Consider the following 14824-nt stretch of genomic DNA (forward strand, 5'->3'; position numbering starts at 1 on the left):
CAGCACCGCAAGGGACTATCGAAATCGCCCTGGCACAACTCTGGCAAGACTTGCTCGGCTTGTCCCGGGTCGGCCGGCATGACCAGTTCTTCGAACTGGGTGGTCACTCGTTGCTGGCGATGCGCCTGATTTCGCAGGTCCGCCAGCGACTGGGGGTCGAAGTGGGCCTGGCGCAGCTGTTTGCCCATCCTGAGTTGACGGCTCTGGCCCAGGTGATTGCCCAGGCCGGGCGCAGCACACTGCCGGAGATCGTGCCGGTGGCGCGTGACCAGGCCTGGCCGTTGTCCTTTGCCCAGCAGCGTTTGTGGTTCCTCGCGCAGATGGAAGGCGCCAGTGCGGCCTACCATATGCCCGCCGGCCTCAGCCTGCGTGGCAGCCTCGACCGAGTGGCCTTGCAACGGGCGCTGGAGTGCATCGTCGCGCGCCACGAAGGTTTGCGCACCACCTTTGTCCTCGGCGATGACGAACAGCCGTTGCAACGGATTGCCGCGGCGGATGCCGGCTTCAGCCTGCAACTTCACGATTTGCAGGGGCTGGCGGCTGCCGAGGACAAACTCCGGGTCCTGGCCGCCGAGGAGGCGCTGCAACCGTTCGACCTGGAACAGGGTCCGTTGATTCGCGGCCGCCTGATCCGCCTGGCCGAGGACCATCATGTCCTGCTGCTGACCATGCACCACATCGTTTCCGATGGCTGGTCGATTGCCGTTCTGACCCGCGAACTGGCCGCGCTCTATGCCGCGTTCAGCCAGGGCCAGGACGATCCCCTGGCACCGCTGGCGCTGCACTACCTCGACTACGCCGTATGGCAGCGCCGTTGGCTCAGCGGTGAACTGTTGCAGAAACAGTGCAACTATTGGCAGCAAGCCCTGGCAGAAGCGCCGGCACTGTTGATGTTGCCTACCGACCGGGCGCGTCCGGCACAGCAGGACTATGCTGGTGCCTCGCTGCCGGTGGCCTTCGACGAAAACCTGACCCGTGGCCTCAAGGCCCTCGGCCAGCGTCACGGCACCACCTTGTATATGACCGTCATGAGCGCCTGGGCGGCGCTGTTGGGCCGCCTGGCCGGGCAGGACGACGTGGTGATCGGTTCGCCGGTGGCCAATCGCATGCGCGGTGAAGTCGAAGGGCTGATCGGGCTGTTCGTCAATACCCTGGCGATCCGTGTCGACCTCAGCGAGCAACCGACGACCGAGGCCCTGTTGGCGCGGGTCAAGACCGCGACCCTGGGCGCCCAGGCTCATCAGGACCTGCCATTCGAGCAAGTGGTGGAAGTGATCAAGCCGGTGCGCAGCCTGTCCCACAGTCCGGTGTTCCAGGCGATGCTGACTTGGCAGGACATGGGCGGCGCGGACTTCGCCCTCGGCGATCTGCAGCTCGAAGGCCTGGGAGCGAGCCAGACCCTGGCCAAGTTCGATGTCTCGCTGGACCTGGGCGAGGCCCAGGGCCGTCTGCTCGGTTCGCTGGAATACGCCACGGCACTGTTTGACGAACGCACCATGGTTCGTTACCTCGGTTACTTCCAGCGTTTGCTGGAAGCCATGGTTGCGGATGATCGTCAAGTTCTGGAGCAGGTGCCGTTGCTCGATGCGCTCGAGCGTGAGCATCTGCTGGTGGGCCTCAACGCGACCGAGGTACCTTATCCGCGGAACTGCACCATTCACCAACTGTTCGAAGCGCAGGTTCGCGCGCAACCCGAGGCCATCGCGGTGGCCTTCCAGGCGCAGCGCCTGAGTTATGCCGGACTGAACCGCCAGGCCAACCGCCTGGCCCATCATCTGATCGGCCTGGGCATCGGCCCGGACGATCGGGTGGCGATCTGCGTCGAGCGCGGCGTGGAAATGATGGTCGGCCTGCTCGGCGTGCTCAAGGCCGGTGCAGCCTATGTACCGCTGGACCCGGCCTATCCGGCCGAACGCCTGGCCTACATGATCGAGGACAGCAAGCCGTCGGCCTTGCTGACCCAGCTTGCACTACAGGACCGTTTGCCGGAGCTGGACCTGCCGCTGGTACTGCTCGACGACGATCAGCGCCAGGGCTTCGACGAACGCGACGACAATCCCGTGGTGGCGAACCTCGGCGTGCGTCACCTGGCCTATGTGATCTACACCTCCGGCTCCACCGGCAATCCCAAGGGGGTGATGATCGAACACCGTGGCCTGGTCAACTACAGCGTCGACGCCGCCCGCCTGTTCGGCCTCACTGCGGCGGACACCGTGCTGCAACAGAACACCCTGAACTTCGACCTGTCGGTGGAGGAAATCTTCCCGGCGCTGCTGGCTGGGGCCACCCTGGCGCCAAGCCGGGAGATCTTCGGCAGCGAGGGCCGCGAGGATCACGGCATTCGCCCGACCTTCCTGCATATGACGGCAGCCCATTGGCACACCCTGGCCGCCGAATGGCACAGCCAGCCGCTGGTCGCCGCGCAGCGCCTGGAAGGTGTGCGCCTGATCAACGTCACCGGCGATGCCCTTTCGGCACAAAAGCTCAAACTATGGGATGAAGTGCGGCCGGCGCACACGCGCTTGATCAACACCTATGGTCCGACCGAGGCGACGGTGTCCTGTACCGCGGCCTATGTCAGCCACGATGTGGTGGCCGGCAGCGAAGGCAGCGGCAACGCGACCATCGGCAAGCCGATGGCCAACACCCGCATCTACCTGCTCGATGCCCACCAGCAACCCGTGCCATACGGTGTGGCCGGTGAGATCTTTATCGGTGGTGACGGCGTGGCTCGGGGTTATCTGAACCTTGAACAGGTCAACGCCGAGCGTTTTCTGGTTGATCCGTTCAGCACCGGCGCCGATGCCCGTATGTATAAAACGGGCGACCTGGCCCGCTACATGGCCGACGGTCGTATCGAATACCTGGGCCGTAACGACTTCCAGGTCAAGGTTCGCGGTTTCCGCATCGAGTTGGGAGAAATCGAATCGCGCCTCGGCAGTTGTGCGGGGGTCAAGGAGGCGGTGGTAATCGCCCGGGAAGATCGTCCCGGGGAAAAACGCCTGGTCGCCTATGTGGTCGCCCAGCCTGACACGAGCCTGGATGCCGCCGGTTTGCGCGCGGAACTGGCGCCGCAACTGGCCGAATACATGCTGCCGAGTGCCTTCGTGATGCTCGACGCCTTGCCGTTGACGCCGAACCGCAAGCTCGACCGCAAGGCCTTGCCGGCTCCGGCGGGCGATGCCTTTGCCAGTCGCGAGCATGTCGCCCCGCAAGGCGCCACCGAGGCGGCCCTGGCGCAGATCTGGCAGAGCCTGTTGAACCTGGAAGAGGTGGGGCGTCACGACCACTTCTTCGAGCTTGGTGGGCACTCGCTGCTGGCCATGCGCTTGATTTCCCAGGTGCGTCAGCGCCTGGGGGTCGAGCTGAGCCTGGCGGATATTTTCGCCCAGCCGGAGTTGGCGGCATTGGCCCAGGTGCTGGCCCGAGCCGCCGGAAGCAGCCAACCACCGATCGTGCCAGTGTCCCGTGACCAGGCCCTGCCGTTGTCGTTTGCCCAGCAGCGCCTGTGGTTCCTGGCCCAACTGGAGGGCGGCAGCTCGGCCTATCACATTCCGGCGGGGCTGCGTTTGCGTGGTGCCCTGGATCGTATTGCCCTCAAGCGGGCGCTGGATCGTATCGTTGCCCGTCACGAATCGCTGCGGACCACCTTTGTCCAGCTGCAAGGTCAGGACGCGGAGCAACGGATCGCCCCAGCCGATATTGGCTTCAGCCTGCAATTGCACGTGCTGGCCGGCCAGACGGAGGCGGAAGAAGAGCTGCTGTCCATCGCCGCCGCAGAGGCTCGCGAGCGCTTCGACCTGGTCCGTGGACCGCTGGTGCGCGGGCGTCTGGTGCGCATGGCCGATGACGACCATGTGTTGCTGGTGACCTTGCACCACATCATCTCCGATGGCTGGTCCGCCGGGGTGCTGACCCGTGAACTGGGTGTGCTTTACGAGGCGTTCCGCCAGGGCGCGGAGGATCCGTTGCCGGCCTTGCCGGTGCAGTACGCCGACTATGCGCTGTGGCAGCGCAACTGGCTGAGCGGGGACGTTCTGCAACAGCAAGGGCAATACTGGCAACAGGCCCTGGCCGGTGCGCCGGTCCTGCTGGCCTTGCCGAGCGACCGGCCACGTCCGGCACAGCAGGATTACAGCGGGCATATGCTGGGCCTGGCCCTGGACGCCGACTTGACCCGTGGTCTCAAGGCGCTGAGCCAGCGCCAGGGCAGCACCTTGTTCATGACCGTCATGGCCGCCTGGGCCGCGGTGCTGAGCCGACTGTCCGGCCAGGATGACGTGGTGATCGGTACGCCGGCGGCCAACCGCCTGCGCGCCGAGGTGGAGGATTTGATCGGTTTCTTCGTCAACACCCTGGCGGTGCGGGTCGAGGTCCCGGCAGGGCTGAGCGTCGAAGCCCTGCTGCAACAGGTCAAGCGCCAGACCCTGGCCGCCCAGGCCAACCAGGACCTGCCGTTCGAGCAGGTGGTGGAAGTGGTTCGTCCGCAGCGCAGCCTGTCCCATAGCCCGATTTTCCAGGCGATGTTGTCCTGGCAGAACACCGAGAACGTCGATCTGGCCCTCGGCGATATGACCCTGCAAGGGCTTGGGGTGACCAGCCGCACGGCCAAGTTCGATGTGTTGCTGGACATGACCGAAGTCGGTGACCGTCTGTTTGGCACCCTGGAATACGCCACGGCATTGTTCGACGAAGCGACCATGCAGCGTTGCCTGGGCTACCTGGAAGCGATGTTGCGTGGGATGGCGGCCGATGAGCGAGCGCTGGTGGCACAGATTCCGTTGCTGGATAAGGAACAGCGTGGGCAGTTGCTGGAAGGCTTCAATCACACGGCGGTCGACTATCCGCGGAACCTGACCTTGCATGGCCTGTTCGAGGCGCGGGTTGCCGGCAGTGGCGACTCGGTAGCGGTTGTCGACGAGAAGGGCAGCCTGACTTATGACGCACTCAACCGTCAGGCCAACCGTATCGCCCATCGCCTGATCGGCCTGGGCATCGGCCCGGATGATCGGGTGGCGATCTGTGTCGACCGCAGCCTGGAAATGGTCGCGGGGCTGTTGGGGATTCTCAAGGCCGGCGCCGCTTATGTGCCGTTGGACCCGGATTATCCGATTGATCGTCTGACCTACATGCTGGAGAACTGTGCGCCGGCAGTGGTTCTCACCCAAGAGGCTTTGCGTGCGGTGCTTCCGCCAAGCGATGTGCCGGTGCTGTTGCTCGATCCTGAGCATGCCGGAGGCGAAGGCTTCCTTAGTCAGCCGGACACCAACCCGCAGCGGTCCGAGGTGCGCCCCGAGCATCTGGCTTATGTGATCTACACCTCCGGTTCCACCGGCCAACCCAAAGGCGTGATGAACGAACACCGTGGCGTGGTCAATCGCCTGCTGTGGATGCAGGATGAGTACGGCCTGGATGCCTCGGACAGCGTATTGCAGAAAACCCCATTCAGCTTCGACGTCTCGGTCTGGGAGTTCTTCTGGCCGCTGTTCAATGGCGCACGGCTGGTGATGGCGCGGCCGGGCGGTCATCGTGACCCGGGTTACCTGCGTGAAGTGATTCGCGAGCAGAACATCACCACCTTGCACTTCGTCCCGTCGATGCTCGATCTGTTCCTCGCTCATGGTGAGGCCGGGGACAGCGGCTTGCTGCGGGTGATGTGCAGCGGTGAAGCCTTGCCAGGGCATCTGGTACGACGCTTCAAGCAGCAGTTGCCGGAAGTTGGCTTGTTCAACCTCTATGGTCCGACCGAAGCGGCCGTGGACGTCACGGCCTGGGATTGCGCCGGGCCGCTGGACGAAACGCCGGACAACACGCCTATTGGCAAGCCGGTGGCGAATACGCGGATCTACCTGCTCGATGCCAGCCGGCAGCCGGTGCCGCTGGGTGTGGCGGGCGAGCTGTATATCGGCGGGGTGCAGGTGGCTCGCGGTTACCTGAACCGTCCTGAGTTGAGCGCCGAGCGTTTCCTCGATGATCCGTTCAATAGCGGCCGTATGTACCGCACCGGCGACCTGGGTCGCTATCTGCCGGATGGCACGGTGGAATACCTGGGGCGTAACGACGACCAGGTGAAGATCCGGGGTTTCCGGATCGAACTGGGCGAAATCGAAGCGCGTCTGGCCGCTTATCCAGGGGTCAAGGAAAGCGTGGTGCTGGCACGGGAAGACAACCCAGGCGAAAAACGCCTGGTGGCCTATATCACCGCGCAGCAACCTGAAACGCTGCTGGAGATCGAAAACCTGCGCGGCCATCTGCAAGGCGCGCTGCCGGAGTACATGGTCCCGGCGGCCTATGTGCAGCTTGATGCACTGCCGCTGACGCCTAACGGCAAACTGGACCGCAAGGCCCTGCCGGCACCGGATGGCGCGGCACTGATCAGCCGTGAATACGAAGCCCCGCAAGGCGAAGTCGAAAATGTACTGGCACAACTCTGGGCGGAACTGCTCAAAGTCGAGCGCGTAGGACGGCACGACAACTTCTTCGAGCTCGGCGGTCACTCGTTGTTGGCCGTCACGTTGATCGAGCGGATGCGCCAGGTCGGCCTGAGCGCCGATGTCCGGGTGCTGTTCGGCCAGCCGAGCTTGTCGGCACTGGCGGCGGCGGCGGGCGGCAGCACGGAAATCGTGGTGCCGGCCAACCTGATTCCCGAGCGTTGCGAACACATCACCCCGGACTTGCTGCCATTGGTCAGTCTGACCCAGGCACAGATCGACCGGGTGGTGGCGACAGTACCGGGTGGCGCGGCCAATATTCAGGACATCTACCCGCTGGCACCGTTGCAGGAGGGGATTCTCTATCACCACCTGGCGGCGGAGCAGGGCGATCCCTATGTGCAACAGGCGCTGTTCTACCTGGAAGATCGCGCCAGGCTGCTGGCTTTTGTCGAGGCCTTCGAGGGCGTTATCGGCCGCCACGATATCCTGCGCACCGCCGTGCTGTGGGAAGGTCTGGACGAGCCGCTGCAAGTGGTTCTACGCCGGGCACCGATGGTGCTGGAGGAGTTGACCTTTGCCCCTGAGGCCGGAGAGATCGCCAGCCAGTTGCGCGGCCATTTCGACCCGCTGCACTACCGGCTCGACGTCCGTCAGGCGCCATTGCTGCGCCTGGCCTGTGCCTACGACGGCGTGCAACAGCGCTGGGTCGCCTTGTTGCTGTTCCATCACATGGCCCTCGATCACACCGCGCTGGACGTGGTGCAGTACGAGATGCAGGCCTATCTGCTGGGGCAACAGGCGCAACTGGGGGCGGCGGTGCCGTACCGCAACTACGTGGCCCAGGCCCGCCTGGGTGTCAGCCAGGAAGCTCATGAAACCTTCTTCCGCGACATGCTCGGTGATGTCGACGAGTCGACCCTGCCGTTCGGCCTGCACAATGTGCAGGGTGACGGCAGCGCCATCGACCAGGCCCGCCTGGTGGTCGACGAGGCCTTGAGCCTGCGCCTGCGCCAGTCTGCCCGTCGGCTCGGCGTCAGCGCTGCCAGCCTGCATCATCTGGCCTGGGCCCAGGTGATCGGTGCGCTCAGCGGTCGCGAGGACGTGGTGTTCGGCACCGTATTGATGGGCCGGATGCAAGGCGGCGAGGGCGCGGACCGGGCGTTGGGGATGTTTATCAACACCTTGCCGCTGCGCATTGAGGTCGGCGCACAAGGGGCCCGGGCCGGTGTCCGGGCGACCCATGCCCGCCTGAGCGCCTTGCTTGGCCACGAGCACGCTTCCCTGGCCCTGGCCCAGCGTTGCAGCGGCGTCGCCGCTCCGGCGCCGCTGTTCAGTGCCTTGCTCAACTACCGGCACAGCGCCGTGCAACTCGACAACCAAGCCTTGGCGGCGTGGAACGGGATCGAGAGCCTGGGGGGCGATGAGTGGAGCAACTACCCACTGTCCCTGAGTATCGATGATCTGGGCGACGCCTTTGTGCTGACCGCGCAGGTGGTGGCCGAAATCGGCGCCCAGCGTATTTGCGGCTATATGCATGCGGCCCTGGACAGCCTGGTCGAAGCACTGGAACGCAGGCCGGAAATGCCGTTGCACGATCTGTCGATCCTGCCGCTGGCGGAACGTCGGCAACTGCTGCTCGACTTCAACCGGACCGACCGCGCCTATCCCCATGGCCAGCTGATTCATCAACTGTTCGAGGCCCATGTGGCGGCGCGGCCGCTGGCGATTGCAGCCCGCGAGGGCGAGTTGACCGTGACCTACGCTGAACTCGATACCCGTGCCAATGCCCTGGCTCACAGCCTGCGCGAGCAGGGCGTGGTGCCGGGGACCCGGGTGGCGATCCTGCTGGATCGTTCGATCGACTTGCTGGCGAGCCTGCTGGCGACCCTCAAGTGCGGCGCCGCTTATCTGGCGCTGGATCGCCTGGCTCCCGAGGAGCGTGTGCGTTTCATGCTCGAGGACAGCGAGGCGATCGTGCTGCTGACCCATAGCGAGCTGATGGCTCCCGCCGGCACGCCGCGGCTGGACGTGGATACCCTGCAAGCGCCGACACTGGCGATGAGCCAGGCCCCATCGGTTCTTGAGGACAACGCGACGGCAGACACCGCCGCCTGCATCATCTACACCTCCGGTTCCACCGGTCAGCCCAAGGGTGTGATCGTCAGCCACAACGGTCTCGCGCGCCTGGTCCAGGATAACGGCTACTACGATTTCTCCCCCGAGGACCGGGTTGCTTTCTCCTCCAACCCGGCGTTCGACGCCAGCAGTCCGGAAATCTGGGGCGCCTTGCTCAATGGCGGGCAGTCGGTAATTGTCGAGCATCAAGTCCTGCTTGAACCGCTGGTTTTCGCCGAATTGCTGGAGCGCAACGGGGTGACGGTGCTGATCACGTCCACCGCTTTGTTCAACCTGTATGCCGGGCTGATCCCCGCCGCACTGGCGCGCTTGCGCATGGTGATGTGCGGTGGTGAACGGGCGGATCCGGCGTCGTTCCGGCGGGTTCGTGAGCACTCGGCGACGGTGCGCCTGTTCAACGGCTACGGTCCGACCGAAGCCACCACCTGCGCCAGCCGTTACGAGGTGTTCGACGTGCTGCCGGGTACCCTCGGCCTGCCGATCGGCCAACCCAACGCCAACGTGCGCATCTATGTGCTCAATGCCCGAGGCGAGCCGGTGCCGGTGGGTGTGGTCGGCGAGATGTATATCGGCGGTGCCGGGGTCGCGCTGGGTTACCTGAACCGGCCGGAGCTGACCGCCGAACGCTTCAGCGACGACCCGTTCGCCGAGCACCTCGCTGGCCGTCTCTATCGCACGGGAGACCTCGCGCGCTGGTTGCCGGACGGCAACCTCGAGTACCTGGCGCGCAATGACGGCCAGGTGAAGATCCGTGGCTTCCGTGTGGAACTGGGGGAAATCGAGACCTGCCTGCATCACTGTGCCGGGGTGCGCAACGCCGTGGTGGTGGCGCGCGAGGACAGCCCGGGCGACAAATACCTGGTGGCTTATTACACCGTGCAGCCTGATGGTGAAGTCCCCGAACCCGAGGCCCTGCGTGCGCAACTGGCCGCCGACTTGCCGGAATACATGGTCCCGGGGCTCTGCATTCGCCTGGATGCCTTGCCCTTGACCCTCAACGGCAAGGTCGACGTCCGTGCACTGCCGGCACCGGCGGCGGATCAGTTCGCCACCCACGCTTTCGAAACCCCGCAAGGCGACCTGGAAAACCGGCTGGCGCAGGTCTGGGCCGAAGTGCTCGACCTGGAGCGGGTCGGTCGTCACGACAACTTCTTCGCCCTCGGCGGTCATTCGCTGCTGGCGGTGCGTCTGGTCAGCCAGCTGTCCACGGTCGGATTGCCGCTGTCGCTGGCGGAGTTGTTCCAGCACGCCAGTGTTGCGGCGCTGGCCGAGTTGCTGGCAAGCCGCAGCGCCGAAGTACGCTCGGATGAACAACTGGTGGCGGTGCGTACCACTGGTAGCCAGCGTCCGTTGTTCCTGGTCCATGAGTTCAGCGGCCTGGACCTGTATTTCCCGACCCTGGGCCAGTATATCGACAGCGATATCCCGGTCTACGGCCTGCCCGGCGTGGCCCTCGGCCAGACGCAGTTGCAGACCATGGAATGCCTGGCAACCCGTCTGTTGAGCCTGATGCGCACGGTCCAGCCGCAAGGGCCTTACCGCCTGGCCGGCTGGTCGTTCGGCGGGGTGTTGGCCTATGAGATCGCTATCCAGCTGGTTGGCCTGGATGAGGACGTGGAGTTCGTCGGTCTGATCGACACCTATCTGCCGCGCCTGGTGGATCAGGGCCGGGCCCGCTGGAATCCGGACAGCGCGCACAAACAGCATCTGCTGGAACACTGCGAGCGCTTCTGGACCGGCAACGCCGAGAATCCGGCGGTCCTGGCGCGACTCGCTGGGTTGCGTTCAGCGCTCCGGTCCTTCGATTTCGAGGGGCTGCTACAGCGCTGCCGCGAACAGGGCGTGCTGCCGCCGGCGCTCGCGGTGCATGGAGCCCGCGATCTTTGGCAGTACCTGGATCGCGAGGTCGCCCACGGTCATGCCCAGGCCCATTACACGGTGTATGCCAACAGCGTGCCGGTGCATCTGTTCACTGCCAGCGAGCGCGCCCACGATGCACCGGCCCACAGCGGTTACCTGGGGTGGGACGAAGTGCTGCCGCTGAGCCAGTTGCACAGCATCAAGGTGCCGGGTGACCACCAGAGCCTGATGCAGATACCCCATATCCACGGCCTCGGGCAGGCGATCAACACGGCGTTGGCCGGCCTGGCCGGTCGTCCGTTGCCGAGTCGCAGTACCCACCAGCCGTTGCTGACGATCCAGGGCGGACGCGGCGATCACACGCCGGTGTTCTGTGTGCCGGGGGCCGGTGACAGTGTCACGGGCTTTATCGGCCTGACCGATGCGTTCGGTCCGCATTGGCCGATCCATGGCCTGCAACCGCGCGGGCTGGATGGTCGCACGGTGCCGTACAGCCTGGTGGAGACCGCCGCCGAGGCCTATCTGCAGGCGATCGACAGTGTGCAGCCGAAGGGGCCGGTGCATCTGCTCGGCCACTCCTTCGGTGGCTGGGTGGTCTTCGAAATGGCTCAGCGCCTGACTGCACGGGGGCGTGAGGTGGCTTCGCTGACTTTGATCGACAGCGAGTCGCCGGGGGGCAATGGCGTGGTGGGCAAGCCTTATACGGCGATGGGCGTACTGGAGCGTCTGATCGAGACCATGCAACTGGCCGCGGGCAAGTCGATGGAGGTCGATCGGGCCGCCTTCGAGGCGCAGGACGACGCCGGCCAGATGCGCTTGCTGCATGCCGGGATGGTGCGGGCCGGGCTGTTGCCGCAACGTTCGGCAACGGACTCGATGCGTGGGCCGGCGCGAGCCTTCGGCACGGCCTTGCGCACCCGCTATCAACCGTCGTCGATCTATACCGGGCCAGTTCGCCTGGTGCTGGCCGACGACCCGGTACTGGACGCGGCGGGCAACCAGCGCGAGCAGCAGGCGATGGTCGACGGCTGGCGCCGTTGCGCCCCGGATCTCACCGTCTGGCGCGGGCCGGGCAACCATTTCACCATCCTCAAGGCGCCCCATGTGCAGCATCTGGCGAGTTGGTGGCGATCCCATCAATAACTCAGTCTCTTCAAGCCCGGCGGTGGGTCCGCCGGGTCAACCCTCAACACATTCGTGGCTTTCTATGAAAAAGTTGAAGTTTCGCAAAGTGGTAATAGTGGTGGTGCTGCTGGTCCTGGCGGCAATTATTTTCTACAGCGTACAAGCTCCGGCAAAACCGCCGGAGTACCTGACCGCCAAGGTCGAGCGCGCGGATATCGAGAACTCCGTGTTGGCCAGTGGGGTACTGCAAGGTATCAAGCAGGTCGATGTCGGTGCGCAGGTCTCGGGCCAGCTCAAGTCGCTGAAGGTCAAGCTGGGTGACAAGGTCACCCAGGGCCAGTGGCTGGCGGAAATCGATCCGGTGGTGCTGCAGAATGCCCTGCGCCAGACACAGGTCAATGAAGAGAACCTGATCGCGCAGAAACAGGCGGCCGCCTCGCAACTCAAGGACGCCAAGGCCACCTACGAGCGCTACAAGCTGCTGCGCCTGGATGACGCGATCTCCAAGCAGGACTTCGAGACCGCGCAATCGAACTTCGAGGTCAAGGGCGCCAACCTGCTGTCGCTCGAAGCACAGGTCAGGGACGCGCGGATCCAGGTCGAGACCGCCCGGGTCAACCTGGGCTATACCCGCATCGTCGCGCCGATCAGCGGTGATGTGGTGGGTATCGTGACCCAGGAAGGCCAGACCGTGATCGCCAGCCAGCTGACACCGGTCATCCTCAAGCTCGCCGACCTGGACACCATGACCATCAAGGCTCAGGTCTCCGAGGCCGATGTGATTCATATCGTCCCGGGCCAGGAGGTGTATTTCACCATCCTCGGCGATGCCGACAAACGTTATTACGCCAAGCTGCGCGGCACCGAGCCGGCGCCGCAGAACTTCCTGGATGCCCAGGCCACCAGCGCCAGCAAGCAGAACAGTGCGGTGTTCTACAACGCCTTGTTCGATGTGCCGAATCCGGATCACCGCCTGCGCATCTCCATGACCGCCCAAGTGCATATCGTCCGTGACCAGGCCAAGACCGTGTTGACGGTGCCGGTCGCAGCGCTGGGTGACAAGAACCAGGATGGCACGTTCCCGGTGCGGGTGGTGGACGAGCAGGGCCAGGCGCAGATCCGCAACGTGCAGACCGGCATCAATAACAATGTCCGGGTCGAGATCAAGAGCGGCCTGGCCGAAGGTGACAAGGTGGTGATCGGCGAGCCGTCGGCCACACCCGCGGTAGCAGGAGCCTGACCATGAGCCGACCCCTGCTGGAACTCAAGGGCATTACCCGTCGTTTCGTCGCCGGTGAGAAGGATTTCATCGCGCTCAATGACATCAACCTGACGATCAATGCCGGCGAGCTGGTGGCGATTACCGGCGCCTCGGGCTCCGGCAAATCAACCCTGATGAACGTGCTGGGTTGCCTGGACCACGCCAACAGCGGCAGCTACCAGGTCGACGGGCGTGAAACCAGCACCCTGAGCGACGATGAGCTGGCGGAGTTGCGCCGCGATCACTTCGGCTTCATTTTCCAGCGCTATCACCTGTTGCCGCATCTGGGGGCGACCCACAACGTCGAAATGCCGGCGGTCTATGCCGGTACCGGCGAGAGCAAGCGTTACCTCCGCGCCCAGGAACTGCTGGCGCGCCTGGGCCTGGCAGGGCACTTGGGGCATCGGCCGAGCCAGTTGTCGGGCGGTCAGCAGCAACGGGTCAGTATCGCCCGGGCATTGATGAACGGCGGCGAAATCATCCTCGCCGACGAACCGACCGGGGCGCTGGACAGCGTCAGCGGCAAGGAGGTGATGAAGATCCTGCTGGAGCTCAACAGCGCCGGGCACACGGTGATCCTGGTGACGCACGATGAAAAGGTTGCGGCCCATGCCGAGCGCATCATCGAGATGCGTGACGGCGAGATCGTCGCCGATCGGGTCAACGTCAATCGTCCGCTGGTCAACGAAAAAGCCACTGAGCGTCTGCCGGCCAAGCCCAGACAGGGCAATCGGCTGATGGCCGGTCTGGCGCTGTTCCAGGAAGCCTTCGTGATGGCCTGGGTGGCGCTGATCTCGCACCGCATGCGTACCTTGCTGACCATGCTCGGGATCATTATCGGTATCACTTCGGTGGTGTCGATCGTGGCCATTGGCGAAGGGGCCAAGCGCTATGTGCTCAAGGACATCCAGGCCATCGGCAGCAACACCATCGAGATCTTCCCCGGCAGCGATTTTGGCGACAGTAAATCGGGGGCCATCGAAACCCTGGCACTGTCCGATGTCACGGCCTTGAGCAGCCAGTACTACATCGACAGTGCCTCGCCGAACATCGGACGCAACCTGTTGGTGCGTTACCGCAACCTCGATGTGACAGCAACGGTCAGTGGGGTCAGCCCGAGTTACTTCCAGGTGCGCGGCACCAAGATGGGCTCGGGGGTGTCGTTCAGCAAGGACGACGCCCGGCGGCAGGCGCAGGTGGTGGTGATCGACTACAACACCCGGACCCGCCTGTTCGGCCCGTCGGTCGACCCGCTGGGCCAGGTGATCCTCGTCGATAACCTGCCGTGTACGGTGATCGGCGTGACCGAAGACAAGAAGAGCATCTTCAACACCAGCAAGAATCTGAATATCTGGATGCCCTACGAAACCGCCGCCGGTCGTGTGCTGGGCCAGCGCTACCTGGACAGCATCACGGTGCGGATCAAGGACGGCCAGCCGAGCAAGGTGGTCGAGGACAACGTCAACAAACTGATGGAGAAGCGCCACGGGACCAAGGATTTCTTCACCTATAACCTCGACAGCGTGATGCAGACGGTGCAGAAGACCAGCCAGTCGCTGGCGTTGCTGTTGTCGTTGATTGCGGTGATCTCGTTGGCGGTGGGGGGGATCGGGGTGATGAATATCATGCTGGTGTCGGTGACCGAACGGACCCGCGAGATCGGCATTCGCATGGCCGTGGGCGCACGTCAGTCGGATATTCGCCAGCAGTTCCTGGTGGAGGCGGTGATGGTCTGCCTGATCGGCGGGGTGATCGGCATCAGCCTGTCGTTCGGTATCGGTTATGTGTTTTCGCTGCTGGTCAAGGAATGGCAGATGGTGTTCTCGGTGGGCTCGATTGTCACCGCGTTCATCTGCTCGACGTTGATCGGTATCGTCTTCGGCTTCGTCCCGGCGCGCAATGCCGCGCGGCTTGATCCGATCGAGGCGTTGGCGCGGGATTAGCGGAAGAGAAGGAAGGGCCTGTCGCCTGGGTGGTGACGGGCTCTTTTTGAGGTGCCAAGGTGACT

3 protein-coding genes are annotated in these 14824 nt (G+C 64.3%); all 3 read left to right on the forward strand.

Annotated elements, in window-relative coordinates:
• On the forward strand, positions 1-11573 hold an 11573-nt coding region (locus M5B99_RS05220), incomplete at its 5' end, for a non-ribosomal peptide synthetase (RefSeq protein ID WP_248802980.1).
• Between the two features lie 64 nt (positions 11574-11637).
• Complete coding sequence (gene macA / locus M5B99_RS05225; protein ID WP_248802981.1) at positions 11638-12795, forward strand: macrolide transporter subunit MacA; 1158 nt, start codon at positions 11638-11640, stop codon at positions 12793-12795.
• Positions 12796-12797: 2 nt separating this feature from the next.
• On the forward strand, positions 12798-14759 hold the full coding sequence (locus M5B99_RS05230; protein WP_248802982.1) for a MacB family efflux pump subunit: 1962 nt from the start codon (positions 12798-12800) through the stop codon (positions 14757-14759).
• Positions 14760-14824: the final 65 nt, after the last annotated feature.

The sequence above is a fragment of the Pseudomonas sp. MWU13-2100 genome (assembly GCF_023242365.1).
Lineage (GTDB): Bacteria > Pseudomonadota > Gammaproteobacteria > Pseudomonadales > Pseudomonadaceae > Aquipseudomonas.